We start from the raw sequence: 26,937 nt of genomic DNA on the forward strand, positions 1-26,937 counted from the left end.
CTTCCTTATGCACTTTGTTCTTGTAGGTTGTGATTGGTCAGCTGGTTAGTTTTGAGCTCAGTGACGTCAACAGTACGAATATCCCAGAGTTTTTCAATCTGATTAATCAGCGTAGAAATAGGACGATCACTATCAACGATAATCTCTACACTGGCAATCTTGCTTTCATGATTTTGTGTTGCAGCGACTTGCTTGATGATAAACCCGCGGTGGCGAATGACGCGCAGTACTCGTTCAAGTAGGACGCTTTTATCATCGGCTTTAATGTCTAGTAGGTATCGGTTCATTAGGTGTTCTCCAACATCTCGCTGTTTGAGGCACCTGGTGGTACCAATGGCCATACATTCTCTTCTTCATCGATGAGGACATGAAGAAGGTATGCGGTCTTGCTTGCTAGCATTTCTTTCAATGCCGGCTCGACTTCTTCTTTTCGAGTAATGGTTTTACCTGGAATATCGAACGCTTTAGCCAGCATCACGAAATCAGGGTTGTCATCTAGGATGGTTTCACTGTGTCGACCATCAAAAAAGAGTGACTGCCATTGTCTTACCATACCCAAGCGGTGGTTATTCAAGAGCACCATTTTTACAGGGATTTGGCGACGCTTAAGCGTGCCTAGCTCTTGGACATTCATCATGAATGAGCCATCACCTGAGATTAGGATAGATTGATCGTCAGGTCGACCTACTGCTGCGCCCATAGCTGCTGGCAGTCCAAAGCCCATGGTGCCCAGCCCGGCAGAAGTAATGAAGTTCTCCGGCATTCTTGGCTGAATGTGCTGTGCAGCCCACATCTGGTGTTGGCCTACGTCGGTCGAGACAATCGAAGACTCTGGCATCATGTCGGATAATTGCTTCAGAAGTAGTGGAGCAAAAATCAGGTCGCCTGGGTGGTCATAGCGCCATTTAAATCCGCTGCGTAGGCTTTCACTATGGTGAACCCATGGTGCCAGGTCTTTCGACAGCTCAAGCTGAAGTAAAATAACATTGATATCGCCACGCAATGCGGCATGGGCTGTTCTCAGTTTATTAAACTCAGCAGCATCGATATCGATGTGAATGACCTTAGCATGTGGTGCAAATGTATCCAGCTTACCTGTCACTCGATCATCAAACCGCGCGCCGACGACGATAAGCAAGTCGCTTTCTTGTACGACTAGGTTTGCCGCTTTGGTGCCGTGCATACCGAGCATGCCTAGATAATGTGGATCGTGTCGCTCAACCGTACCCAACCCTTTAAGTGTGCTCACACATGGCATCGGGTTTAGGCGCAAAAACTCACGAACCGACTCTGTGGCATCCGCTAACTGTACCCCACCGCCTACGTACAATACTGGACGAGAACTTTGGTTGAGGATTTGTTGTGCCAGTTGCATTTGTTCCGGACTTGCGACGGGAATAGCTGGAGGTGTGAAAGCGGGCAGCACATCAACAGGCGTTTGAGCAAGTTGAACATCTTTCGCTATATCAACAATAACCGGGCCAGGTCGTCCTGTTTTTGCCACCTCAAATGCTTCAGCAAGTGTAGGAGCAAGGTCATGGATGTCGGTCACTAGATAGCTATGCTTGGTACAAGAAAGTGACATACCAATCACATCCATTTCTTGGAAAGCATCGGTACCAATATGAGAGCTGGCTACTTGGCCAGTTATGGCGACGAGAGGGACGGAGTCAAGGAAAGCATCGGCAAGGCCGGTAACGAGGTTAGTGGCGCCTGGGCCTGAAGTGGCCATACATACAGCGACATCCTTAGTCGCTCTAGCCATTCCGATGGCTGCCATGGCTGCGCCTTGCTCGTGTCGGCAAAGAATGTGTTCTACACCGCCATCATAAAGCGCATCGTAGATGGGCATTATTGCCCCACCGGGATAACCAAACACAGTCTTAATACCTTGTTGCGCTAGCGCTGCAACAACTAATTCAGCTCCTGTCATTGCTTCCTCCTTGTAGACCGCATAATGAGTAGCGGTTTTTTATCGTTCGACTGCACATAGTGTGCCCCCATATTCTTCCGTTTTTATCATCTTTACGAGACTGGACTCGCTTTCGTGATCGTCATCAAATTTTTGTTTTACAACTTGTAAAAAAACCCCCGGACTTTTCAGTGCGGGGGTTTTTAGAATCTTGCGGCTATTTTCCGCCCATATTCCCCCGTGTGTTCCTAATCAGGACCACAATAATCAGGGTAATCAGAGTGTGAGCGTAAGCACTAAAAGTCATTTCTAATATCTAATCGTTTGCTTTATGTTGAACGAAAATGTCTGCGTCCTTAGTGGTATCACATATTTCTGTTACCTGACAAGCAAAACCTCATTCTTTTTTCACATTTAATCAGCATCAAATCAGGCTATATAACATGTTCTATTTATAAAACTCTGCTTTTTGATGGGTTTAACTGACTAATTTAGGTGAAAAAAGGAAATTCATGGGATTATCGATTATTTACAGCCGTGCCAGTGTTGGGGTGGAAGCACCGCTAGTAACGGTAGAGGTGCATATCAGTAATGGTATGCCAGGTTTTACCTTGGTTGGGTTGCCTGAGACAACAGTAAAAGAGTCTAAAGACAGGGTTCGTAGCGCCATTATTAATTCTCGTTTTGAATTCCCTGCAAAACGGATCACCGTTAATTTAGCGCCGGCTGATCTGCCCAAAGAAGGGGGGCGTTTTGATCTGCCGATTGCATTGGGTATTTTGGCTGCTTCGGATCAATTGCCCAAGACCTTGTTGCAACAGCATGAGTTTATTGGTGAGTTGGCATTGTCGGGCTCGTTGCGGTCCGTTAAAGGCGTGTTACCTGCAGCATTGGCCTCGGATAAATCAGCTCGCCAACTTATCGTACCGGAAGGGAATGCCAATCAAGCTGCTTTGGTTGGTAAAGACAAGCATAAATCGGCGTCCGGGTTACTAGAGGTGTGCGCTCATTTAATGGGACAACAAGCCTTGACGCTGGCCACTTCGCCGCCACTCAAGACGCAGTCGGAGGATATACGCGATCTACAAGACATTATTGGGCAGCAGCAAGGTAAACGGGCGCTGGAGATTGCGGCGGCAGGAAATCACAACCTATTGTTTCTTGGACCGCCAGGGACAGGTAAAACGATGCTTGCTTCTCGACTGCGTGATTTATTGCCGATGATGAGTGATGAAGAAGCGATCGAGACGGCCTCTGTTGGCTCTCTTACTCAGCAAGAAATCAATGAGGATAATTGGAAGCAAAGGCCTTTCCGATCGCCACACCACTCTAGTTCAATGGCCGCGCTGGTGGGCGGGGGAACCATACCAAGACCAGGAGAAATATCTTTAGCACACAATGGGTTGTTGTTTCTTGATGAAATGCCAGAGTTTGAGCGTAAGGTGCTGGATTCCTTGCGAGAGCCTTTGGAATCGGGTGAAATTGTTATTTCCCGAGCGCAGGGGAAGACTCGCTTTCCCGCTCGCTTTCAGTTAGTGGGGGCATTAAACCCCAGTCCAACTGGCTACTACGATGAGAATCAAGCTAGGGTGGCACCGCAAGCAATACTTCGTTATTTAGGGCGATTATCCGGCCCCTTATTGGATCGTTTTGATATGTCGATTGAGATCCCCTTATTGCCCAAGGGTGTGTTGGCGGAGGGGGGCGATCGGGGAGAATCAACCACACAAGTAAAAGCACGAGTGATGGAAGCCAGAACTAAGATGGTGACTCGCTCTGGCAAAGCCAATGCCTTATTACAAAGCCGAGAGATTGAACGCTACTGTCATCTTGCCAAGTCAGACGCTGAGTTTTTGGAAAATGCATTACACCGTTTAGGATTGTCTATTCGCGCCTATCATCGAATCATTAAAGTCGCTCGAACCATCGCTGACCTATCGAATGAACCGGATATTCAACGGGCTCATTTAGCCGAAGCGTTGGGGTATCGAGCGATGGACCGACTATTAAAACAACTGACGGCACAAGCGGTATAAAATAGACATCGTCTTTTTTGTTTATTAATTTAAAAATTAACACGTTAAAAAGAGAAGTTCATACCTATTGAGGTGATCCAATCTGATGAATCATAAAAGGCGATCGAGGAGTCTGTCGCATTGTAGCCAGACAATGAAATGAGCGAAAGGGTATCGATATTCCACAATGATAAATACTCGTATGCGAAAAACCCGCTGTACTTTTCATCGATTCGCCTTGATTGCTCGAAGATAGTGTTTTGACCTTTATATTCGTGATTCATGTAGCTTAATGTGGCAGCAAAACTATGCTGATCATAAATAAACAGTGTGGTGAGCTCGGTCCCAACCCCTTGATTCCTTAAGGATGAACCTTGACTGTCATCATTGAGGTAAATCAACGATGGAAACAGTGTCCACTGCTCCGTGGCTGATAGGGTATAAGAGCCCTTTGCATAGTAAAGGTCGCTGTTCCGATTGAAGTCTTTTGCGTACACATTTGTAAGGTTATAGGCGGATCGTTCTTCATCGATAACTCGATTGCCATAGGCCATATCTAGAGTGAAAGGGGTGCCGGCAATATTTTCATACTGAAAGCGAAATGCATCACCAGTGGCCTCTGCCGCTTTTAATTGGCTCGACTCCACATAAGGGTTACTCCAGATGGGTTCTCCGATAACGGTTGGGAGATAAGAAAACGTCATGACACTAGTGTCTGGCAATTGTTGCCGATATCCGCCTTCGAGGATGAACGTGCCCACCGCGATGTCATTCCGTGAGCTACCAATAAACCATTCTTTGTCTAATTGAGTGCCGTAGGTATACCGTAATGTCCCTAAAGGAAGCCAGAATTCATCATGAGCCTCGGTCGTTGACGTTATTGCCGGGTCATTACTGGCAACAAGGTTCGACTTCTCTCCTATGATCGCGTTGCTCAAAGAAAGTTCACCGCTAAAGCCTGAGGTATCTCGCAGTGCAGCATAAGTTGGAATAGTTAGGGTTGAGGATATGAAGGCGATAATCATCCAGTGTGAGCGAGGCATATATGGGATCTGGTCGGTTCAAAGGGGGCTAAGATTACGCCGTTCGTTGGTATTTACCATTGATTTTAGTCACATTTATAAAATAAAAAATGGCTTAGATTGTTAATTCTAAACCATTGATTTATCTTGTTTATAGTGGAGTGGTGAATGATTGGTCAGGTGATTAGAACTCCCAGTTCACACCCACTGCCGTGATCCAGTTTTGTTCTTCATAAAAGGCAATATTAGAGGTGCTATTGGTGAAGCCACTGAATGCAACCAACGAGACATTGTCCGAATAGAAGATGCCCGGATACTCATAAGCAAGGAAGGCTTTCCACTCATCATCGCTACGGGTCACGTCGTAAATCGGGTTGGCGGCATCGAAGTCACGTTTGAGGTAGCCGACGGTTAGTGCCAACTTGTGGTTCCCAAGAGACATAAAAGACGAAATCTCAGCCCCATAGGTGTTGTGCTTCATTGCACTACCCTCTGCATCTTGCTGCGTGTAAATAAGAGCAGGATAGAGCAAGACTTCGCGACTGATAGGTAGCATCATTTTAAACTTACCATAGAGGATATCAGCATTGCGGTTGAGCATCTGAGCTTGTTCATCCGTTAGGCCTACACTCGCATCTTGCCCCGACTTTTCTTCGTCAAGTTCACGCTTACCATAGGCTAAATCGAGGCTGAATAAAGACCCTGCAATATTGTCGATCTGCATACGGTATGCAGTGCCCTTCTCATTGGTGGTACTTCGGGTGCCATCCATATATGGGTCTTTCCATACCTCGCCTTCCAGTATGGTTGGTAAAATAGCAAAACTGATTTTAGTACGGTCTTTGAAAAGATATTTATAACCCGCTTCGAGTGCAACGGTACCGACCGCGATATCGGCTCGAGAGGTACCTAAGAAAACCTGATGGTTTGACGCTGAGCCAAATGTATATTGCACGTTACCTAACGGGAGAACGAGGGCACCACTGTCTTCTTGTTGGCCGCCGGTATATACACGGTAATCGTCATCGGTATTCGTGAGGTTGGATGTTTTACTGCTGTAAGCCGCGTTGATGGCAATCTCACCACTGAAGCCATTGCTCTCGCCTAACTTGGCAACAGCGGTTGTTGATACGAGACTGACTGCAACCGCTAAGACACTCCATGTCGGTTTCATATTGGTTCCTTCTTCGATTCTGAATATCGTTAATAACAAATGTAATTATATGTTTACCTTATGTTATTGGTTTAGCATAAGCTTGTTTTATGTGGGTAACAAGACAATTTAAAAAGCATTGAAGTGTATGGCGCATAAATGGATAGGTTGTCGTTAATAGGCATGTTTATGGGTAGGCTAAGCCCGTATCAGAAAGGAAAATGTAGAACGATAAGATAAAAAAGACAAAGCCGAGCATATTGGCTCGGCTTTGTCTTTACATTGAATAGCTGGAGATCGTGGTTACTTCTTCAATAAGAAATTTACCAGCTCAAAATATTCGTCTAGTGATTGTATACCACCTGCTTCAACCAGGTATTTGTTATTGACGATAACGGCAGGAACGCCAGAAAGTCCACTGTCTTTGAATTGCTTATCAAAGCGGCGCACCATTGAATCGACAGCAAAGCCCTTGAATGCCGAATCAAACTTCTTCGCGTCTATGCCTTCATCAATAAAGATTTGACGTAACTCTTCGTCGTTACGAGGAGGCTTGTTCATGTTGTGGATGCGGTTAAACATGACAGGAACCATCTTATCCTCAACTTTCAAGGCAATCATCGTCGCATAAGCTTTGCTCATCGACATGCCCATGTTACCACCCATAAATGACACGTGGTTCTTTTGGAATTTAGCGTCGGCTGGGATTTTAGTTTTTAATTGCTCAATGATTGGCTCAAAACTATTACAGTGAGGGCAATAAAAAGAGAAAAATTCAGTAACGGTTGGTTTGGTTGATTGCTTTGTTTCTAGCACTTTATAGTGAGTGCCTTCTTCAAACTGAGCGGCACTAACGCCAAGAGTGACGAGCAGCGTGGCGAATAGTGCGATAAATCTTTTCATTGTTGTCTCCATGTAGAATTCATTCCGTAACGATATTCATTAGTGTGTCACCACTGTGGCTGTAATGAAAGCGGCGTTTCATTTAATGCTGCCATTTGCTCTTTAAAGCCCAGTACTTGTCCTTCCCAGTATTTAGGGTCGTTAAACCATGGGAAAGCCAGAGGGAAAGCAGGATCATGCCAGCGTTTAGCCAACCAAGCCATGTAATACACCATACGTAGACCGCGTAAAGGCTCAATTAGTTTCAATTGACTCGAAGGGAAATCATTAAACTCTTGATAGCCTTCTAAAATCACATCTAGTTGCATCATTTTTTCTTGTCTATCACCGCTTAGCAGCATCCATAAATCTTGAACTGCAGGTCCATTTCGAGCGTCATCTAAATCGACAAACATGGGGCCGTCACGCCAAAGAATATTACCGGGGTGACAATCACCATGTAAGCGAATCATCTGACTGGGTTCCCAGTGTGTTTCTATTTGAGCGATCAGCATGTCGAGGTCACTAAAGAAGGCGTTCTCAAGATGTGATGGGATGAACGTTGAAGATTGCAGCAGCTTTCTGGGTTGATATAAATACTCTTCTAGCCCAATGGTCGGTCGATGCTCAAACGGTTTTGCTGCGCCAACATTATGTATGCGACCCAGAAAACGTCCGACCCATTCTAATTGTTCGAGGTTATCCACCTCGAACTGTCGACCACCTTCACTGGCAAATAGCGTGAACCAATAGCCGTTATACTCATGAATGGATTGATTATTGATGACCAGTGGCGCAGAAATGGGTACATCATGTTCCACAAGTTCATGTGCAAACTCATGTTCTTCTTGGATTTGTGCCAATGTCCAACGTTGTGGGCGATAGAATTTTACGACGAATCGTTTTTTATCTTCGTCGGTAAATTGGTAGACCCGGTTTTCATAACTGTTAAGGGGAAGGAGCCCGGATTCTGCGCGAACGCCGATACTTTCTAGTGCATACCACATAAAGTCTGGTGTTAACGCATCGAAGTTAAACATTTGCTCTGTCATGCTGAAACTAAAAAGGCTCATTACTGAGCCTTTTCCTATTATAAATCGCGAAGGGAGAGGTTAAAGCTTCACAAATCGGCTCTCTACTTCAACGGAAAAGTCATTGCTGTCACTTAGTATAAACTGAATCGTGACGACGGGTGAGTCGAGTTGGTCAGGATCGACACCTAAACTCATTGGTAGGCTTAACACTTCTCCAGGATCAACGATGACGGTTTGTTTTCCGTACCACGTTGCTGAATCTAAACCAGCTACCGTTAGCGTGTATTTTTGCTCTTGCTGCGTCTTGTTGATGACCTTAAGGGTATAAGTGTTTTCTACTAACCCGTCACTGTTGATGCGTGACAGCGCACTTCGGTCTTTTATAACACTCAGTCCTACAGGCTCAACCGCAGAAATTTGTGCGAAGAACAGCCCAATCATCACGAGTAAAATAGCCCCATAGCCGAGTAGTTTTGGTCGCATTACTTTTGTGTGTTGACCTGATAATCGGTGCTCTGTGGTGTAGTTGATCAAGCCTTTCTCATAGCCCATTCGGTCCATGGTTTTATCACAGGCATCGATACAAGCGCCACAGTTAATACATTCGTATTGCAGGCCATCACGGATATCGATGCCGGTTGGGCAGACCTGAACACATAAGTCACAATCAATACAGTCTCCAAGTCCGAGCGCTTTAGGGTCGGCTTTGCGAGAACGAGGCCCGCGTTGTTCACCACGCTTCGAGTCATAGCCGACAATAAAGGTGTCTTTATCAAACATGGCGGATTGAAAGCGAGCATAAGGGCACATGTGAATACATACGATGGAGCGCATCCACCCTGCATTAGCGTAGGTGCACCCTGCAAAAAATAGAACCCAAAAAACCGGCCAGAAACTCGCATCGAAGCTAAAGAAACCGATCACTAAGTCACCAATCGGGACAAAATAACCCGTAAACGTGAGGCCGGTGGCGAGCGCAATCGCGAGCCATGCAATGTGCTTAAGCGTTTTCCTTGCGAATAAATTCGCCGTGAGCTTGTTGGAGTCTTGTTTTCGCCTTTTATTTGCGCTGCCTTCTAGCTTTTCTTCAAACCAGATATACATAAAGGTCCAGACGGTCTGTGGGCATAGATAGCCACACCAAACTCGACCTAAAAAGGTGGTAATAAAAAACAATCCGAAGGCGGCGACCATAAATAACAAGGCAAGTAAGGTCAGGTCTTGTGGATAAAGGGTTGTGCCAAAAAAGTTGAATTGCTGATTGCCAATATCAAGTAAGATTGCCTGCCTTTCACCGTATGGTATCCAAGGAATAACCGCAAAAAGTAGCAATAAAAACCAACCGCCATAGCGCCTGAGCTTTTGGAATGTTCCTTTACTTTCACGCACATAAATACTATTGCTGGGATTAAACCGGTCTCCGGTCCCTTTGTGTGTTTTAGGATTGAACGTTTTTGGTGTGACGTCCTTAATATCAATCTTATCCTGACTCATGTGAAGCGGTCCTTTTTGGGCTGACGGCATGTTTATACATGCTCTACTTTTCCGACACTGCGAGGTATTCCTAATCAATCGTCGACGCGTGTATTGTCATTCATGGCTGATCGGGCATAACTATCTATGTAAATAGAAAACCTATGTAAATAGAAAACGCGCCGATTATAACCTCGATAACAAACTCTTTTCTTTAAGGCTATCAACCTTTAACAAGAAAAATGATATTTCACGTGTTATGGCACCGTACGTAATAGGATAACGCAGCGTTGTGTTTCTCAAATGAGGAAGTGTTATTTTAAGGCGTGAAGCACAAAGCAAAGAAACTGCTTCGATGATATTGACGTGATGTAAATGAAGATAGCACGGTTGAGGCGTGCTATCTCTGGCTTTTTAGTCGGCGTATTTGCCGCTACTTGATGATACCGCGCGCTTTCAATAACGCAGTCTTGAAGTCATCTTCTTGGTCTTTTGCAAGGCCTGGGATCATGTCCTCTTTTTGGCTGTTACGCATCTTCAGATGGTAGATCAACACATCATCAGTGAGATCATTAAGATTACCGTTGTAGCCAGCTTCTGCAGCAAGCTTAACAATAAACTCTAGCAGGTTTAGGTCTGGTTCTTTCTGCCATTCTGGGTGAATAAGTTCGATCAGTTCGTTAACGCGATGACACTTCATAGCTTTCTCCACAATTTTTATAGTGATTTTTGCATCAAAATATCAAAGTTTACGTTGATAACCAATATGAGAAAGCAATAGACATAAAAAAAGCGCAGGGTGTCTGCGCTTTTTTATTATGCTGCTTTAATTACTTTTGCTGGTGTCGGTGCCATAAAAGCACTTTTTTCAACAAGCGTCATTGAAGGAGCGGCTTGTTTTGCGACAGGCGCAGAGGCAAAGCCACTACGACGACGCGACGCACCACGATTTGAGTGCGAAAACCTGACAGGAGTAGGGCGCATTGCTATACCTAACAGTCAGACAATTCCATTGCCAATCTAATGGCCTGATTATCTATGAGACATTGCATCACAATGTGCTCTTTTTTGGCATTTGCCAGTCCAAATAAATAATCAGGAATAACGATATGCATGCATATCACGTATAGAATATCACCAACTACGGATAGGTTCGACAATCTTATCTAAATAATTGTTGCTTTTTTGAACACGTGAAGTGATGGGGGGTTATTTTGTCAGGAGTATTTGTTTTATCGGGCTATATGGGATAAAACTGGTAACCAGTGAATGGAGGTGCGTATGTCTTTTTTTAAGAAAACCTTAGCAAGTTTTGGTATTGGTGCTGCGCGAGTGGACTCGGTACTGCATCAAGAATTTTTATACCCAGGTCAGACTGCAAAAGTTACTGTGCATGTTTACGGCGGAAAAACAGCTCAAACGGTTGATAACATTAATATGCGACTGTGTTGCCGTTATATTGATGAGGTTGCTCGTGGCAACCACGACAATCAAAATCAGCCAGGTAGCCCGAAAAAGCGCGTAGCAAAAACCTATGCCTTGGAAACATGGAAATTGCCTTATGCTTTTACCATTGAGCCCGGTGAGACACGTGACTTTGAGGTTGAGCTCATGGTGCCTTGGAATACGCCGGTCACGCTTGGCGACTCCAAAGTCTGGCTAGAAACTGGGCTTGATATTGCTTTAGCGGCAGACCCAACAGACAAAGATTTACTGACGGTGAGACCTGATCCGCTGCTTGATGGCATTTTTTCGGCTTTAGAGCATGAAGGCTTGCGCATTAGACAGGTTGAATGTGAGGCAGCCAAAGGCTTTGCTATGCCATTTGTTCAAGAGTTTGAGTTTGTCCCAACCACTGGTCCTTATCATGGGCGTTGGCGTGAGCTTGAGATTGTGGCATACCGAGATGAAGACGTGCTTAAGCTATGGTTTGAAATTGACAGAAATAGAGACGGTATTGGCGGCATGCTGTCTAGCTTAATAGGGGGGGGGCAACTAAAGCGAGAGCTCTCACTGCCAAGCTCGATGAGTGCAGAAGAGGCCGGTAAGAAGGTTCTCGATTACTTGGACCAAACCTCCTAGTTACAATCACGATTGCTTTTTCAGCTTACATTTGTAAGCTGAATGTGGCATGCTGCTGCCATTGCCATATTGTGAGTACAAATTATGTCTTCAGTGTCACTGTATAGTTTGCAAGAAGAGCGTGCCAACAGCCTGACCCATGCACTGGGTGTGATATTGTCAGTGATTGGTTTGGTCTTATTGATATTGAAAGCGAATCAAGCAAACTCCGATGTGCTCACATTAATCAGTATGAGTGTTTATGGTGGCAGTATGGTCACCTTGTTCTTGGCCTCTACGCTGTACCATTCGATTGATAGTCCTAACCAAAAACATCGCTTAAAGACGTTTGATCATTGCGCTATTTACTTATTGATTGCCGGCAGTTACACGCCTTTTATGTTGGTATGTCTGCGAACCCCGCTTGCGGTATCTCTTATGGTGGTGATCTGGATGATTGCCGTGGTCGGGATTGTCATGAAGCTCTTTTTTGCTCATAAGATTGAACGGCTGTCTTTGTTTGTCTATTTAGGGATGGGGTGGTTGTCGGTTATTCCGCTGTATCAACTCACCCAAAGCCTCGATTTTTCGGGACTGATGTTGTTAGCTTTGGGTGGTGTCGTGTATACCTTAGGGGCTGTGTTTTATGCCTGCGATCGAATTCCATTCAACCACGCGATTTGGCACGTTTTTGTGCTTGCTGGCGCTGCCTGTCATTTCTTTGCTATTTATCTGTACGTAGAACCTATTTAATACTCACCGCGTGATGCTGAGACTACCGCTGAGCTAGAGCGGTCAAATTTAATGGTGAAGTCTCAAGCTAGAGTGCTACTGAGTCGGCCTTTAGGAGTGCACAGTCAATGTTTAGACACGTGCAGTTAAATAGCGACATATAGGGTATTGAGCATTGAGCACTAACGACGCCAAAAGGCAGGGAAAAAGAGCACCAACAACGTTAATATCTCTAAGCGTCCCATCAACATACCCAAGCTCAGTAGCCATTTCGCGGCATCTGGAAGTGGCGCAAAGTTACCCGTCGGACCAATGATATCGCCCATACCCGGACCTACATTTGCAACCGCAGTAATGGCGCCAGAGATGCTTGTCACCGGGTCGAGTCCCATCGCACTCAGTCCTGCAGCAAGAACCATAATAGTTGCAAAAAACATCAACACAAAAGCCACTACAGAACGGACAATATCGTCATTGACCTGTCTATGGTTATAGCGCTGTACAAACACACCAGAAGGGTGGATCAGCTTCATCATCTGCTTGTTGAGCAAGGTAATGGCAATTTGGAAGCGAAAGATTTTGATGCCACCTGACGTAGAACCAGAACATGCACCGGCCATCATCATGAAAGCAAACACCACGCTTGGTAACGCTCCCCATGCGGTAAAGTCTTCTAATCCAAACCCGGTTGTTGTTACGACAGAGACGATGTTAAACATGGCGACACGGAATGCGTCACTGATGGCGTAACCATCTTTTAGGGTTAGCCATAAGGCAACCAAGGTACTTGATGTTAGGAATAAATACGTAAAGCCGCGAACCTGGGCGTCATTAATGAGGACGCGCACGCTGCGCTTAGATAGGGCAGCAACAAACAGCAAGAAAGGTAACCCGCCAAGGAACATAAATACGGTGCCTACCCAATGTGCGCCGTTGGTAAAGTGGTTCATGGAGCCATCAGAGGTTGAATAGCCACCCGTTGATAAGGTCGTGAAGGCATGATTGATGGCATCAAAAAATGACATGCCTGTGGCTAAATAGCCAATAAGGCACAGTATTGTCAGCACCAAGTACACTAAGACAATGTTCTTTGCGACGGTCTTGGCTCTAGGGCTACTTTTATCCGACCAATCTGATGATTCAGTTTGGAAGAGGCGCATTCCTCCGACATTGAGCACAGGTAATATGGCCACGGCCATGACGATGAAACCAATGCCGCCGAGCCATTGTAAAATCGAGCGCCAAAGTAGGATGCTCGGCGCCATATTATCTAACCCACTTAACACGGTTGACCCGGTTGTGGTTATTCCTGACATGGTTTCAAAATAGGCGTCGGTAAAGCTGATGTGATTGATGAACACAAAGGGCAGCGCCGCAAATGCACTGGCGATGATCCACACTAAGCTGGTGATGAGGAACATATCACGCACGCTGAGGTGGAAGGTTTTAGTTCGGCCAATCGATAAACAGATAAAGGCTGCTAAGTGCGTGATGATGACCGCTAAACCAAAATCTAAGAACCCTGCGGTACCAGTGAAGAAGGCAACTAAGGTAGGCACGTACATAAACAGGGCTAGCTTTGAAAGTACTAACCCAATAACAAACAAGACCGGACGAGCATTAACCATAAGAGTGCCTTATAAGAAGAATGCACTAGGTTGGAATAGCGCTTCTACGTCAGGGACGTATTTCTTATCGACCAAGAACATCACCACATGGTCATCTTGTTCAATGACGGTGCGGTCATGAGCAATTAAGACCTCTTCACCACGAACAATCGCACCTATCGTTGTACCTGGGGGTAACTTGATTTCACCGACCGCTTTGCCGACGACTTTCGAGGTTGTCTCATCACCACGAGCGACCGCTTCGATCGCTTCCGCGGCCCCACGTCTGAGCGAGGATACGTTAACAATATCGGCACGTCTTACGTGAGTGAGTAGTGCTGAGATGGTGGCTTGTTGTGGCGAAATCGCGACGTCAATGGTGCCGCCCTGTACTAAGTCGACATAAGCACCACGCTGGATGAGTACCATGACTTTTTTTGCGCCCATTTTTTTCGCCAGCATGGCGGACATGATGTTGGTTTCATCTTCATTAGTCAGTGCGATAAAGACATCAACCTGGTCGATGTTTTCCTCTGCTAATAACTCTTGATCAGCCGCATCGCCACAAAACACAATTGTGTTTTCAAGTTGCTCTGAGAGTTTTTCGGCTCTTTGGTAGCTGCGTTCGATGAGTTTGACGCTGTAATTCTGTTCTAAGCGCTTTGATAGGCTTGAACCAATATTACCGCCCCCCACAATCATAATACGTCGATACGGTTTTTCGAGGCGCTGCAGTTCACTCATTACGGAACGAATATGGTTACTCGCCGCGACAAAAAACACCTCATCATCCGCTTCGATAATGGTGGTACCTTGCGGGCGGATTGGGCGACCTTGCCTAAATATCGCCGCTACGCGCGTATCGATATGTGGCATGTGTTCTCGTAAGGTCGACAGGGCGTTTCCTACAAGTGGCCCACCGTAATAGGCTTTGACGGCGACGAGGCTGACTTTTTCATCGGCGAAGCTGACAACTTGAAGCGCGCCAGGATATTGAATCAAACGCTCAATGTAGCTGGTAACCAGTTCTTCTGGTGCAATAAGGTGATCAACCGGTACTGCTCCAGAATTAAACAAGGTTTCTTTTTCCATTAGGTATTCACGCGAACGAATTCGAGCGACACGGTTTGGAGTGTTAAAGAGCGAGAACGCCACCTGACAGGCGGCCATGTTGGTTTCGTCCATGTTGGTGACCGCAACCAGCATATCGGCATCCTGAGCGCCTGCTTCTCGCAATACGTCAGGGTGGCTCGCATAGCCATTTATGACACGTAAATCATACTTATCTTGTAGTTCACGCAGACGGTCACTGTTTTTATCAACAATGGTAATATCATTGTTTTCACCCACCAGATTTTCTGCGAGTGTGCCACCGACCTGCCCTGCACCAAGAATGATGATTTTCATAACGTTTCGCTCTTCTTATTATGTCGACTCAACGACTTGGTAGAATAACTATCAATACGTTAGCATTCTACGATTTTTTTAATACCGCGTAATAGAAGCCGTCCATATCTTCTTCACCAGGTAAAATTTGACGACCAGGATTACTGATATCTGAGCCAATTAATTCGGCGTTGGTCGTGCGAGCCAAGAAGGCTTTTACTTGCTCGACGTTTTCTTGTGGTGTGATCGAGCAGGTGGCGTAGACCATGGTGCCACCTGTCTTTAATTGTTGCCACATTGCATCAAATATCTCACGCTGTAATTCAGCCAGTGCCGCAATATCATCAGCACGACGCAGCCATTTAATATCTGGGTGACGACGGATGACACCCGTTGCCGAGCAAGGAGCATCAAGCAAAATACGGTCAAACTGTTCACCCTGCCACCACTCTTGCGGTGTTCTTGCATCGCCACACACCACCGTCGCTTGTAGCTGTAAGCGTTCTAGGTTGTCGTGGACACGTTTGAGGCGATTCTCATCACAATCAATCGCCACCACATTACTGCCCGTAGTGCGCTCAAGGATATGAGCCGTTTTGCCGCCAGGCGCTGCGCAGCAATCCAAAATTAGTTCGCCATCTTGAGGCTTTAGGTAATTCAATGACAGTTGAGCCGCGGCATCTTGTACCGATACCCAACCTTTATCAAAGCCAGGTAAACTGGTGACGTCACAAGGCGCGGCCAATCTTAATGCATCTTGCGCTTCGGAGTGAGGGGTGCAATCAATGCCTTCATTTTTGAGCAGCTCAAGATACTCATCTCTTGAATGGTGTTGATGATTTACGCGTAACCACATTGGTGCCTTGGTATTGTTGGCTTCTAAAATGTCAGCCCATTGATCTGGGTAGCTTGCTTGCAGTAGCTTTAATAACCAACTTGGATGCCCATATTTACCAGCATTATGGCTCATGGATATCTCATCCAGTTTCTCTTGATTGCGTTGGTAATTACGCAGTACAGCATTAATGAGGCCGCGCAGTTTAGGGCCTTTCAGTGTTTTTGTCGCCTCTACCGTTTCGCCAACCGCCGCGTGAGCGGGAATGCGCATATTGCCAATTTGATAAATACCAACCAAGATCAGGTGGTGGAAAACTCGCTGTTTACCTTTCAGCGGCTTGTCCATCAACTCTGAGGCAATAGACTCTAAACGAGGTAGGATTCGCAGGGCACCAAAACAAATTTCTTGCAGTAAGGCCTGATCACGAGGTTTAACTTGCTGCTGACCAGCAGGAAGTGCATTAGAGAGGGATTGACCTTTATCAACCACTTGAAACAGGATATTGGCCGCAACAGCACGAACGTTCATGATAGTTCCCAAAATTGATTGCTACGTAATGGTATGGCTACGTAGGTTAATAGTGTCTTAAATAAAGTAGGGCCCGCACTTATGAAAGTACTGGCCCTATTGATCGAGGGGAAGTGTTAGCTAAGGATGGTGCCCACTTCGAACCAGTTCGCTTTTGAGTTCAGAACATCACTGACAGGCATGGCTTTTTTTCCCGGCACCTGAATCTGATCAAGTACGACAATGCCTTGTCCGGTTGCGATGTAAATTCCTGTTTTATCGGATTTAAGAATAGTACCCGGTGCTTTATCTGTCTCGCCGCTTTCAGCAATAGCACGCCAAACCTTGACGTTATTTTCTTGTACTGAGAAGTAACTCATTGGCCAAGGGTTAAAAGCACGAATGCAGCGCTCAATAAAGATGGCGTCTTGAGTCCAATCGATTTTTGCTTCTTCTTTGCTCAGCTTACTCGCGTAATTGGCTTCGTCATCGTTTTGTTTGACAGGCGTGGCTGACCCATCTGCGATGGTGTTCAAGCACTCTAACAAGGCGCCCGGACCTAAGTCCGCAAGCTTTTCGTACATAGAGGCGCTGGTATCATCGGGCTCAATTGGCGTCGTTGCAATGGAGAGCATATCGCCAGTATCGAGTCCGATATCCATTTGCATAATGGTCACGCCTGTTTCTTTGTCGCCAGCCCAAATCGAGCGCTGGATGGGCGCTGCACCACGCCAGCGAGGCAGGATGGAGCCATGCACATTAATGCAACCTAGCTTTGGAGTATCAAGAACCACCTGCGGTAGCAGCAAACCGTAAGCGACCACAACCATGATGTCAGCATTTAAATCGGCGAGTGCTTGTTTTGCCTCTTCAGATTTAAAATTTTCAGGCTGATAAACCGGAATGTTATGCTCACTTGCGATATTTTTTACTGGGCTAGCGGTCAGTTTTTTACCACGACCAGCAGGTCGGTCTGGTTGGGTATAGACAGCAATTACCTCGTGCTCCGAAGACAATAACGCCGCCAAGTGACGGGCGGCGAAGTCTGGAGTACCGGCAAACACAATACGTAATGATTGGCTCACAGAAACCTCACTTTAGTGGTTATTGTTTCGCGTTGAAGCGCTGAATTTTTTCTAGCTTATCTTTGATGCGCTTACGCTTGAGAGGGGAAAGATAATCAACAAAAAGTTTTCCCTCTAGGTGGTCAAGCTCATGTTGAACACAAATCGCCAGTAGGTCATCAGCCTCAAAAGAGAACGTCTCGCCTTCGCGATTTAGCGCAGTGACACTGACTTCTGCTGCGCGAGCGACGAGCGCGCGTGCACCAGGTACAGACAAACAGCCTTCTTCAATACCATCTTCACCACGTTTTTCCGTGATCTCTGGATTGATGAGCACCATAGGTTGGTCGCGGCTATCGGAAATATCGATGACGACGATACGTTGATGAAAATCAACTTGTGTCGCGGCTAGGCCAATCCCTTCTTCGTCGTACATGGTTTCAATCATGTCATCGACAAACTTTTGAATCTCCGGAGTAACCTCAGATACTGGCTTTGCTACCGTTCTTAGGCGCTCATCCGGGAAAGTTAATACTTGTAATACAGACATATACACTCAAAATATTGAACTGTGCCGAATAGGCACGGACTTCGTTGGTTCAATTCTAGACATCTTCGGACCTAAATGACAGCATCCCATGAAACAAAGCAAGGGAATGCTGGAGATGAGGCAACGAATATTTAGGTTGGTGCGGGGTCTGGCTCTATTCAGTTTGACTTTGTTTTTTGCTTTCCCAGGTCAGTCTAATGAGTTGAGGCTTAAATCAAATGTGCCATCAACGTATGTCGTGGTAAAAGGAGACACCCTTTGGGGTATTTCGACGCTGTACCTTCGTTCGCCGTGGCGATGGCCAGAGTTATGGGGCTACAACCAGCATGTGACTAATCCGCATTTAATCTATCCTGGCGACAAATTTAATCTTACTTGGGTTGATGGTCGGCCAAGACTCAGTATAAAAAGTGTTAAAACGTTGTCGCCGGTTGTTCGTATTGATAACAAGCGTCCGATTGCTGGTGCAGACCGCTTAACGGTGATGCGTTATTTAGAAAAAGAAGGCTTGGTAAACAGTAAGGTCCTTGAGTCATTTCCTGTGGTTGTTGGCTCTAATCGAGGGCTAGATTACGTGACGGATCGTGATGAGTTGTACATCCAATACCAAGGCCGCGAGCGAACATGGGGTATTTACCGAGTAGGTAAAGCGTATTCCAATCATCTAGGTGCTGATATGAAGGAGGTGCGCTTACTTGCGGAGGCACACACAATCGGACACAACAATGGGGTGACGACGCTTCAAATATCGAGCTTAAAACGAGAATTGAAAAAGGGGGATGTTGTCATCCCACTTAGCGCGCACCAAGACCTATCGCTGGCATCCAATTTTTCACCACGACCAGGCCCCTCTATCGACACTGTTAAGCTATTGGGGGCCATGAACTCACTTAACTATGCGGTCCAAGGTCAGACTGTTGTTTTAAATATCGGTACAATGGCAGGGGTTGAACAAGGCAGTATTTTTCTTATTAAGCGCAACAGTGAGGACTTTCGTTTCTCGGCGGGAGAGAAAAGTATCGAAAAAAAAGACAATAGAGCGTCTCTGTCATTTCCCAAGGTTGAGATTGGTCAACTGATGGTGATTCGCCCCTATGAGCATTTTAGTATTGCTGTCATCACGACATCAACTGAACCCGTTTCAATGCAGGCGATTATCGAAGCACCCAATATGTCACATTCGGTAGACTGGTTCCCCAACACTGACGATGCCATTGATGGGTGATAGCGAATTAAGATCATGGCTAACGCTGGCTTTATGTCCGGGTGTTGGGTCGATTACCTTTCATAAATTGTGTGCAATTGCTTCCCCTAGCGCATTGGTTCAATTCGATGCGCAGCGACTCCGATCTATTGGTTTAAAAGAAAACCAGATTCGGTTCATTCACTATGATGCCTGCAAGAGTGTGGAGGCATGTCTTGAGTGGCGTTGCGAATCGAGTCATCATATTATTCTATCCACAGACGCTCATTATCCTGCGCTGCTTCGCGAAACGAAAGGATACCCCCCAATGTTATTTGTTAGTGGGCACTTACCTGTATTAAGTCACCCACAGATAGCGATGGTAGGCAGCCGCAATGCAACGCGAGAAGGACTGGAAACCGCCGCACAATACGGGCAAGCATTCTCTGAACAAGGTTTTGTCGTAACGAGTGGCTTAGCGCTGGGTATTGATGGTCATGCTCATCAAGGCGCGTTGAGTGCTGGTGGTAGTACCATTGCCGTATTGGGTTCGGGTTTAGGTAATATCTACCCTCATCGCCATAAAGGACTTGCCAGTCGTATTCGAGAGAAAGGTGCTCTCGTTAGTGAGCACCCTCCGTTCATTAAGCCTAGGCCAGAGTTCTTCCCACGACGAAACCGGATTATCAGCGGTCTTTCTGCTGGGGTGTTAGTGGTTGAGGCAACGGAAAAAAGTGGGTCCTTGATTACGGCCCGATACGCTGCTGAGCAAGGTCGTGATGTTTTTGCTATTCCAGGTTCGATTCGTCATCCCTTTCACAGTGGTTGTCACTCTTTGATAAGAAGTGGTGCATTTCTCGTACAAACACCTAAAGACGTGGTGGATGAAATAGAATCTTTAGTGAACTGGTCTAAAGATCATCAACCGACACTTTTTGACCAAGTTATTGATAAAGAAGAATTGCCATATCCTAATCTGTTGGCTAACGTAGGAATAGACGCAACACCTGTTGATATTTTGGCTCAAAAGACCCATATTCCTGTGCATGAGGTCATGCAACAGCTCCTTGAGCTTGAACTGCTTGGCCATATTGTTGCCGTTACCGGTGGTTATATTCTCAAAGGGAGAGGCAAGCTATGATGATGGACATACTGATGTACCTGTTTGAAACCTATATCCATAGCGATGCGGAACTGCAGGTAGACCAAGACGAGCTAGAAGATGAATTGCTTCGTGCAGGCTTCCAGCAAAAAGATATCTACAAGGCGCTGCAATGGTTAGAAGATCTAGCGGAGCTTCAAGACACAGATAAGCACTCTGCTATTGCTATGAGTGCAGCAACGTCGACGCGGGTTTATACCGCCAAAGAAATGTCTCGTATCGATGTCAAAAGTCGCGGATTTCTCATGTTCTTAGAGCAAGTTGGTGTTCTGACAACTGAGACTCGTGAGATGGTGATTGATCGCGTCATGGGCTTAGAAACGAACGAGTTCGAGTTGGACGACCTAAAATGGATTATTTTGATGGTACTATTTAATGTACCGGGTAATGAAAATGAGTACACGCTTATGGAAGAGCTGATCTATACCACTGAACAGGGCGTTGTTCACTAAAGAACACGTTGATATCGTCAATAAAAGAGAGTGTATGAGCGGTAAAATTGATCACCAGTTGTTTTCGGCTCATGAGCATGCGCTTAATAGCGAGTCGTGTCCTCAGTGCCAGCAAGGAACATTGCAGCTAAAAAATGGTAAGCACGGTCCTTTTTTTGGCTGTAGCGATTACCCAGGTTGTGATTACATCAAGCCTTTGCATCAAAATGACGGTCATGTCATTAAAACACTTGGTGTTGCGTGCCCTGATTGTGGGAGTGAACTGCTGCTTCGACAAGGACGGTACGGGATGTTTATTGGCTGTAGTGGCTACCCAGAGTGTCACTTTATTCAATCACCGAACAAGCAAGAAGATAATAAACCGCAAAAAGATGCAGAAGTGGCGTGCCCCGAGTGCGCTAAAGGGCAACTGATCGAGCGAAAATCTCGCTTCGGCAAGGTCTTTTATGCGTGCGATGCCTACCCTAAATGCAAGTTTGCCATCAATCACCCTCCTATCACCGGTGATTGTGAATTCTGTGGCTACCCCTTGCTGACCGAAAAGAAGCGAGCATCCGGCACGGTATTTGAGTGCGCCTCACGTGCATGTCACAAGGTTCAGAGCGAAAAAACGGCCCTATAATGAGCCGTTTATCTTGGTTGTACCATTTTATTAAACACTTAACTTTCTAGGCTAAAGTGCTTGTGCTGCTGGCATTAAAGCAGGAAACGCATTGTGGTCTAAGATGTCGGCAAGCTTAAGAAGTTGAGCCTTCAGTTCAGCGTTGTTCGACGCGGACACATTGATATGGCCCATTTTTCTGCCAGTACGTTTTTCTTTGCCATACCAATGCACATGGCAGCCAGCGAGTTGATATACCGCTTCCGGAACGCAATCTTGGCCTAGTATATTAACCATCGATGTTGCTCTGGTGAGCTGAGTGGATCCGAGTGGCATATCACACACTGCCCGTAAATGGTTCTCAAATTGGCAAGTATCGGCACCTTGTTGTGTCCAGTGTCCTGAGTTGTGCACACGAGGTGCAATCTCATTGACCAGCAATTCACCATCAACATCAAAGAACTCAAGTGCTAGTACACCAACGTAATCCAAAGAATTAGCAACGGCAGTAAACATTTCAGCGGCTTGTTGTTGTACTGCTCTTTCATCAATGGCAGTAGACAGTGTTAACACACCATCGGTATGTACGTTTTCGGCCAGGGGATAAATAGCAATGTCGCCTTGCTTGTTACGAGCACCTACCAGAGAAACCTCACGCTGGAAGGGAACAAATTCTTCTGCGACAATCGCTTGGTTGTCGGACTGCTCGATACACTCTTGCATTTCCGCCCAGATCGCATCCACATTCTCAAGTGATTTTAAACGCCACTGGCCTTTGCCGTCGTAGCCACCAAGTGCACTTTTTAGCACCATAGGTAGGCCGACAGTCGTTATCGCAGCGTCAAAATCAGCTCGTGATCGAATGACGGCGTAGGTAGCATTTTTTACTTTGGCGCTATCGAGCAATACTTTTTCAATACGTCGGTCGCCGCCAGCTTTAATCGCTTGTGTGGAAGGGCGGAATTTGCCACTTTTTTCGCATACATCGAGAACATTGAGAGGAATATGTTCGAACTCCGCGGTAATGACATCAGCAAGATCGATAGCTTGCTGTAAACCATTGCCCAGAACCTCTAAGGTGAGAGGGTGAACGATATTCTCACTGTTCACATCAAACGCTGATATTTTGATATTGAGCGGTGCGCCAGCCAAAGACATCATGCGCGCCAGCTGACCAGCACCTAAGACCAATACGTGCTTCATTATTAACCCTCTGATGGATCTGGGTTTGCGAGCACAGTGTCCGTTTGTGTCTGTCGGAATGCTTCGACTTTTTCCATGACGCTATTATCGTGAATACCGATAATCTGAGCGGCAAGAATCCCCGCATTTGCTGCGCCAGCTTCACCGATCGCAAGGGTGCCTACTGCGATCCCTTTTGGCATTTGAACGATTGAAAGTAGAGAATCCATTCCTTTAAGTGCACGACTTTGAACGGGAACACCTAACACAGGAACGCTAGTGAAAGCCGCAGCCATACCAGGAAGATGCGCCGCACCGCCAGCACCGGCGATAATCACAGAAATACCACGTTCTTTTGCTGACGTCGCGTAGTCCGCAAGTAGTTGTGGTGTGCGGTGAGCTGAAACGACTTTTGTTTCATATTCAACACCAAATTGGTCTAGCATGTCAGCGGCCAGTTGCATTGTTGGCCAGTCTGATTTTGAACCCATGATAATACCGACTTTCATTCGACGCTCCTTCAAAGCATGTTCAAATGGATTAAATTGCGCGCATTATACGAGTATTTTTTTCCAAGGAAAACGTTTGCGTGAGTGAAAGTTGGGTTTTTTTCTGGATTCTAAAGAGTGTTTTGCGCATAGTGCCGTTGAATTGTAAAAAAAATGTATAGATTTAAAGGGAAGGAAGACGCAGTGAATAATGTTCTCTCTATGGTCGATATGCTGAAATCGGGTGAGGTTATTGCTTACCCAACAGAAGGTGTGTTTGGTGTGGGTTGTGATCCTGACAATATTCAGGCGATTGAGAAATTGTTGGCAGTAAAAGAGCGCCCGGTAGAAAAGGGCTTGATTCTAATTGCCAGTAATTATGAACAGCTGCGTCCTTATATTGATGAAAATCAACTCACTAAAGCTCAACTTGCTCATGTTACGGCGACTTGGCCTGGGCCTTACACGTGGATCATGCCGGCAAGTGAAAGGGTATCTCCATGGCTCAGCGGTCAGTTTGATACGATTGCTGTTAGGGTAACGGACCATGTTTTAGTCCAAGCGTTATGCTTGGCATTCGATAAACCGATTACTTCTACCAGTGCTAATTTGTCGGGTATGCCATCTTGCATGACGGTTCAGCAGGTTCATGAGCAACTTGGAGGCCGACTTGCGGGTATTCTTGATGGAGAGGTTGGTGGGCGCTCAAAGCCAAGTGAGATTCGTGATGCCCGCACCCAGCAGCTTATTAGACAGGGTTAAAGAGGACCACTATTGATGTCAAAAGTAGATAAATATCAAGTTAAAGCCTTCTTAATGCAGCTACAAGACACAATCAGCGAACGATTAGCCGCAGAAGATGGAGTGGCTCAGTTTATTGAAGATGAGTGGCAACGAGAGTTGGGTGGTGGTGGACGCAGCCGTGTCCTGAAAGATGGCGCTGTATTTGAGCAAGGTGGTGTGAACTTCTCACATGTGTTTGGCGATAAAATGCCAGCGTCTGCGACTGCGCATCGTCCAGAGTTGGCCGGTCGGAAGTTTGAAGCTATGGGGGTTTCTTTAGTATTGCACCCCAAAAATCCACATGTCCCGACCTCGCATGCTAACGTCCGCTTTTTCATCGCAGAAAAAGAGGGTGAAGAGCCGATATGGTGGTTTGGCGGTGGTTTTGACTTAACGCCATTTTACCCGGTTGAAGAGGACTGCCAGCATTGGCATAACGTGGCGAAAACATTGTGTGCCCCTTTTGGTGAGGCGGTCTATGCGGAACATAAAAAATGGTGTGATGAATACTTTTTCTTGCCTCATAGAAACGAAACTCGCGGTGTAGGCGGGCTCTTTTTTGACGACCTTAATCAATGGGGCTTTGAACGGTCTTTTCAGTATATGCAAGCCGTTGGAAATGGCTTCTTAGAGGCATACTTACCTATTGTCGCGAAGCGAAAAGACGTGGCGTTCGGTTCGCGTGAGCGAGAGTTTCAGCTGTATCGTCGTGGGCGTTACGTCGAGTTTAATCTTGTTTACGATAGAGGCACTCTATTTGGACTACAAAGCGGCGGGCGTACTGAGTCTATTTTAATGTCTATGCCACCACTCGCTCGCTGGGAATATGCTTATGAGCCGGAAGCGAATACACCGGAAGCAGCACTCTATTCTGACTACTTAAAGCCGCGTGATTGGTAGCTTGGCGAATGCATGCTGAAGTGATAGTGTCTTTCTCATCACTTTAGTATGCAACAGGCAGGGACATGAGCAAACTAGATCAGTACGTTGTTTTCGGGAATCCAATCTCCCAAAGTAAATCACCTTTTATCCATACATTGTTTGCTAGGCAGACTGGACAAAGCATGGAATATGGCCGTCAAGAGCCTAAAAAAGGAGAGTTTTTGTCTGCGGTCGAAGTGTTTTTCAATTCTGGTGGTCGAGGGTGCAACATCACGGCACCTTTTAAAGAGGAAGCATATCAGTTCGCAGGCCGCCTGACAGAACGAGCGCAACTAGCTGGTGCTGTTAATACCCTTAAGAAACTCGATGATGGCGAGATCATCGGTGATAACACGGATGGTGAAGGTTTGGTCCAGGACTTACTTCAACATCAGGTCACCTTAGAAGGTGCATCAATACTTGTCATTGGTGCCGGAGGTGCTGCTCGTGGGGTATTAAAACCGCTTCTTGATCAAAACCCTTCTTCTATTACAGTAACAAATCGAACTTTTGAAAAAGCTCAAGAATTAGCAAGTATTTTTACTGGCGTCAATGCTGCTCCAATCGATGAGATACTCACAAGTTACGATGTGGTCATTAACTCAACCTCAGCAAGCCTATATCAACAGCGACCAGACATCAGCGACGCTATCTTTAAACCTCAAACGATCAGTTATGATATGGCTTATGGTCAAGGCCTGACTACATTTAACCAGTGGGCAAAGGATTCAGGCGTACTTTTGACTTATGACGGGCTCGGTATGTTAGTTGGCCAAGCGGCTGAAAGCTTTATGCTGTGGCGTGGACTGAGGCCGGGGGCGAAGCAAATTTTGCGTGAATTGAGGAAAAACCTTGAGGGAGAATAAATGAATCAATCGATCTTATTTTCAGATGATATTACCTGGAATCAAGAACTGTTGCTGCTAACATTTCATGCGCATCAATCAGGGATGATGATACGTTGCTCCATTAGCCATGATCGGTTGAGTCAACTTTCTTCAATAGCGGTCAATAATAAAACAGACGCCTTTAACGCTTACCGTATTGCCCAGTTCGATATAGAAGATCTAGCAGAAGCCCTCATCGAAGATGAGGACTTTGATTTAGAGGGTAGCATCACGATACGTTAACGAATGATCTCAACCGTATTTATGTAATCATTTTTGTTTTGCACGTAATTGTCGGATGACTTTTGTAGAAAAGCTTGTTCTTTTTCTGTGAGCAAGCGGATTTTCTTAACTGGGCTACCCATATAGAGATAACCACTTTCTAGTGTTTTATTTGGAGGAACTAAACTTCCCGCCCCAATCATCACATCCGATTCAATAATGCTGCCGTCTAAGATAATGCTTCCCATGCCGACTAATACTCGGTCGTGTATCGAGCAACCATGTAGCATAACCTGATGGCCAATAGTGACATCATTACCAATGAGCAGTGGATAGCCATCAGGGTTATCGGTATTTTTATGTGTTACGTGTAAAACGCTATTGTCTTGAATGTTGGTTCTGTCACCGATAACGATCTTGTTCACATCACCGCGTGCTGAAACAAACGGCCAAATGCTCACGTCTTTACCTAAATGCACGTTACCAATAATGGTACTTGTGGCATCTATATAGACAGAAGAGTCGAATTGAGGACAAATGCCTTTAAAACTGCGAACTGAAGTCATAATTAGCTCTTACTTTATAAATATTCATATCATTTTGTCGAGTTTAAGCGGTTTTATAGCCATTAAGAATAAAAAACAACCAAGCAAACAAAAAAACAAAAAAAAACTCGTCTTTAGGGGTTGCCAATGTGATTCGGATCTCTATAATGCGACCCCACTGAGACGGGAAAGGTTGTTAGAAACCAAGAACGAATCAGCAAGGTTATTCAGCTCAATGAGCTAAGCAAAATTAGTTTTAAAAAGTGTTTGACACT

General features: G+C 45.8%; 28 protein-coding genes. 11 read left to right on the forward strand and 17 right to left on the reverse strand.

Features of this window, described 5'->3' with window-relative positions:
* Nucleotides 1-5: 5 nt before the first annotated feature.
* Together ilvM and ilvG are read right to left on the reverse strand one after the other, a co-directional pair.
* Nucleotides 6-287, reverse strand: a complete 282-nt coding sequence (gene ilvM / locus ACE1OE_RS20145; RefSeq protein ID WP_102470035.1) for an acetolactate synthase 2 small subunit — start codon at nucleotides 285-287, stop codon at nucleotides 6-8.
* Entirely contained in the window at nucleotides 287-1,933 is a 1,647-nt protein-coding gene (ilvG, locus tag ACE1OE_RS20150; protein WP_449212108.1) for an acetolactate synthase 2 catalytic subunit, read from the reverse strand. The genes ilvM and ilvG overlap by 1 nt, the downstream gene beginning before the upstream one ends.
* 491 nt (nucleotides 1,934-2,424) lie before the next feature.
* Here ilvG and ACE1OE_RS20155 point away from each other — a divergent pair, with 491 nt between their 5' ends.
* The gene (locus ACE1OE_RS20155) at nucleotides 2,425-3,948 is read left to right on the forward strand and encodes a YifB family Mg chelatase-like AAA ATPase (protein WP_449212109.1); all 1,524 of its coding nucleotides are present in this window, start codon (nucleotides 2,425-2,427) and stop codon (nucleotides 3,946-3,948) included.
* Between the two features lie 44 nt (nucleotides 3,949-3,992).
* Here ACE1OE_RS20155 and ACE1OE_RS20160 read toward each other — a convergent pair whose 3' ends face one another.
* From ACE1OE_RS20160 to ACE1OE_RS20190, 7 genes are all read right to left on the reverse strand, one after another.
* On the reverse strand, nucleotides 3,993-4,970 hold the full coding sequence (locus ACE1OE_RS20160; RefSeq protein WP_449212110.1) for a DUF2860 family protein: 978 nt from the start codon (nucleotides 4,968-4,970) through the stop codon (nucleotides 3,993-3,995).
* Between the two features lie 163 nt (nucleotides 4,971-5,133).
* A complete protein-coding gene (locus tag ACE1OE_RS20165) occupies nucleotides 5,134-6,123 on the reverse strand; it encodes a DUF2860 domain-containing protein (RefSeq protein ID WP_372059818.1) in 990 nt (329 codons plus the stop codon).
* A gap of 282 nt (nucleotides 6,124-6,405) precedes the next feature.
* Nucleotides 6,406-7,005 carry a thiol:disulfide interchange protein DsbA/DsbL gene (locus tag ACE1OE_RS20170; RefSeq protein WP_449212111.1) on the reverse strand — a complete coding sequence of 200 codons (600 nt, stop codon included), beginning with the start codon at nucleotides 7,003-7,005 and terminating at the stop codon, nucleotides 6,406-6,408.
* A 47-nt stretch (nucleotides 7,006-7,052) separates the two neighbouring features.
* Nucleotides 7,053-8,036 (reverse strand): serine/threonine protein kinase, encoded by a 984-nt coding sequence (locus tag ACE1OE_RS20175; protein WP_372059842.1) that lies wholly within the window; start codon nucleotides 8,034-8,036, stop codon nucleotides 7,053-7,055.
* 60 nt (nucleotides 8,037-8,096) lie between these two features.
* On the reverse strand, nucleotides 8,097-9,512 hold the full coding sequence (ccoG, locus tag ACE1OE_RS20180) for a cytochrome c oxidase accessory protein CcoG (protein ID WP_372059815.1): 1,416 nt from the start codon (nucleotides 9,510-9,512) through the stop codon (nucleotides 8,097-8,099).
* A gap of 412 nt (nucleotides 9,513-9,924) precedes the next feature.
* Nucleotides 9,925-10,191: a YihD family protein gene (locus ACE1OE_RS20185; protein ID WP_372059814.1), complete on the reverse strand. Its 267-nt coding sequence runs from the start codon at nucleotides 10,189-10,191 to the stop codon at nucleotides 9,925-9,927.
* 116 nt (nucleotides 10,192-10,307) lie between these two features.
* On the reverse strand, nucleotides 10,308-10,475 hold the full coding sequence (locus ACE1OE_RS20190; protein WP_198593085.1) for a hypothetical protein: 168 nt from the start codon (nucleotides 10,473-10,475) through the stop codon (nucleotides 10,308-10,310).
* A 297-nt stretch (nucleotides 10,476-10,772) separates the two neighbouring features.
* Here ACE1OE_RS20190 and ACE1OE_RS20195 point away from each other — a divergent pair, with 297 nt between their 5' ends.
* Nucleotides 10,773-11,573 (forward strand): sporulation protein, encoded by an 801-nt coding sequence (locus ACE1OE_RS20195; RefSeq protein ID WP_449212112.1) that lies wholly within the window; start codon nucleotides 10,773-10,775, stop codon nucleotides 11,571-11,573.
* Between the two features lie 84 nt (nucleotides 11,574-11,657).
* A complete protein-coding gene (gene trhA / locus ACE1OE_RS20200) occupies nucleotides 11,658-12,305 on the forward strand; it encodes a PAQR family membrane homeostasis protein TrhA (protein WP_449212113.1) in 648 nt (215 codons plus the stop codon).
* Nucleotides 12,306-12,466: 161 nt separating this feature from the next.
* Here trhA and ACE1OE_RS20205 read toward each other — a convergent pair whose 3' ends face one another.
* The 5 genes from ACE1OE_RS20205 to def form a co-directional block, all read right to left on the reverse strand.
* Nucleotides 12,467-13,912, reverse strand: coding sequence for a TrkH family potassium uptake protein (locus tag ACE1OE_RS20205; protein ID WP_372059809.1), 1,446 nt, complete (start codon nucleotides 13,910-13,912; stop codon nucleotides 12,467-12,469).
* A gap of 9 nt (nucleotides 13,913-13,921) precedes the next feature.
* A complete protein-coding gene (gene trkA / locus ACE1OE_RS20210; RefSeq protein ID WP_102470046.1) occupies nucleotides 13,922-15,298 on the reverse strand; it encodes a Trk system potassium transporter TrkA in 1,377 nt (458 codons plus the stop codon).
* 67 nt (nucleotides 15,299-15,365) lie between these two features.
* Complete coding sequence (gene rsmB / locus ACE1OE_RS20215) at nucleotides 15,366-16,643, reverse strand: 16S rRNA (cytosine(967)-C(5))-methyltransferase RsmB (RefSeq protein ID WP_372059807.1); 1,278 nt, start codon at nucleotides 16,641-16,643, stop codon at nucleotides 15,366-15,368.
* 116 nt (nucleotides 16,644-16,759) lie between these two features.
* A complete protein-coding gene (fmt, locus tag ACE1OE_RS20220; RefSeq protein WP_102470048.1) occupies nucleotides 16,760-17,707 on the reverse strand; it encodes a methionyl-tRNA formyltransferase in 948 nt (315 codons plus the stop codon).
* Nucleotides 17,708-17,726: 19 nt separating this feature from the next.
* Entirely contained in the window at nucleotides 17,727-18,236 is a 510-nt protein-coding gene (gene def / locus ACE1OE_RS20225) for a peptide deformylase (protein ID WP_102470049.1), read from the reverse strand.
* Between the two features lie 88 nt (nucleotides 18,237-18,324).
* Between def and ACE1OE_RS20230 the strand changes: the two genes are divergently transcribed.
* From ACE1OE_RS20230 to ACE1OE_RS20245, 4 genes are read left to right on the forward strand one after another with little or no spacing between them, the layout of a single operon-like run.
* Nucleotides 18,325-19,461, forward strand: a complete 1,137-nt coding sequence (locus ACE1OE_RS20230; protein ID WP_449212114.1) for a LysM peptidoglycan-binding domain-containing protein — start codon at nucleotides 18,325-18,327, stop codon at nucleotides 19,459-19,461.
* On the forward strand, nucleotides 19,454-20,560 hold the full coding sequence (dprA, locus tag ACE1OE_RS20235; protein ID WP_449212115.1) for a DNA-processing protein DprA: 1,107 nt from the start codon (nucleotides 19,454-19,456) through the stop codon (nucleotides 20,558-20,560). The genes ACE1OE_RS20230 and dprA overlap by 8 nt, the downstream gene beginning before the upstream one ends.
* Complete coding sequence (locus ACE1OE_RS20240) at nucleotides 20,557-21,033, forward strand: DUF494 family protein (RefSeq protein ID WP_102470052.1); 477 nt, start codon at nucleotides 20,557-20,559, stop codon at nucleotides 21,031-21,033. Before dprA ends, ACE1OE_RS20240 begins: the two co-directional genes overlap by 4 nt.
* 34 nt (nucleotides 21,034-21,067) lie before the next feature.
* Nucleotides 21,068-21,655 (forward strand): topoisomerase DNA-binding C4 zinc finger domain-containing protein, encoded by a 588-nt coding sequence (locus ACE1OE_RS20245; RefSeq protein ID WP_449212116.1) that lies wholly within the window; start codon nucleotides 21,068-21,070, stop codon nucleotides 21,653-21,655.
* 51 nt (nucleotides 21,656-21,706) lie between these two features.
* Here the strand turns inward: ACE1OE_RS20245 and ACE1OE_RS20250 are convergent, their stop codons facing one another.
* Nucleotides 21,707-22,837: a 5-(carboxyamino)imidazole ribonucleotide synthase gene (locus ACE1OE_RS20250; protein ID WP_449212117.1), complete on the reverse strand. Its 1,131-nt coding sequence runs from the start codon at nucleotides 22,835-22,837 to the stop codon at nucleotides 21,707-21,709.
* Between the two features lie 2 nt (nucleotides 22,838-22,839).
* Nucleotides 22,840-23,325 (reverse strand): 5-(carboxyamino)imidazole ribonucleotide mutase, encoded by a 486-nt coding sequence (gene purE, locus ACE1OE_RS20255; RefSeq protein WP_102470055.1) that lies wholly within the window; start codon nucleotides 23,323-23,325, stop codon nucleotides 22,840-22,842.
* 201 nt (nucleotides 23,326-23,526) lie between these two features.
* Here purE and ACE1OE_RS20260 point away from each other — a divergent pair, with 201 nt between their 5' ends.
* The 4 genes from ACE1OE_RS20260 to ACE1OE_RS20275 all read left to right on the forward strand — a co-directional run bounded on the left by ACE1OE_RS20260 (nucleotide 23,527) and on the right by ACE1OE_RS20275 (nucleotide 26,138).
* A complete protein-coding gene (locus ACE1OE_RS20260; RefSeq protein ID WP_102470056.1) occupies nucleotides 23,527-24,066 on the forward strand; it encodes an L-threonylcarbamoyladenylate synthase in 540 nt (179 codons plus the stop codon).
* Nucleotides 24,067-24,081: 15 nt separating this feature from the next.
* The gene (gene hemF, locus ACE1OE_RS20265) at nucleotides 24,082-24,987 is read left to right on the forward strand and encodes an oxygen-dependent coproporphyrinogen oxidase (protein ID WP_372059797.1); all 906 of its coding nucleotides are present in this window, start codon (nucleotides 24,082-24,084) and stop codon (nucleotides 24,985-24,987) included.
* 65 nt (nucleotides 24,988-25,052) lie between these two features.
* Entirely contained in the window at nucleotides 25,053-25,874 is an 822-nt protein-coding gene (aroE, locus tag ACE1OE_RS20270) for a shikimate dehydrogenase (RefSeq protein ID WP_449212118.1), read from the forward strand.
* Nucleotides 25,875-26,138 (forward strand): DUF1488 domain-containing protein, encoded by a 264-nt coding sequence (locus ACE1OE_RS20275; protein ID WP_449212119.1) that lies wholly within the window; start codon nucleotides 25,875-25,877, stop codon nucleotides 26,136-26,138. It begins immediately after the preceding gene.
* Here the strand turns inward: ACE1OE_RS20275 and ACE1OE_RS20280 are convergent.
* Nucleotides 26,135-26,683 carry a gamma carbonic anhydrase family protein gene (locus ACE1OE_RS20280; RefSeq protein WP_372059792.1) on the reverse strand — a complete coding sequence of 183 codons (549 nt, stop codon included), beginning with the start codon at nucleotides 26,681-26,683 and terminating at the stop codon, nucleotides 26,135-26,137. The genes ACE1OE_RS20275 and ACE1OE_RS20280 overlap by 4 nt on opposite strands.
* Between the last annotated feature and the right edge of the window lie 254 nt (nucleotides 26,684-26,937).

The organism is Vibrio sp. E150_011 (assembly GCF_053544015.1).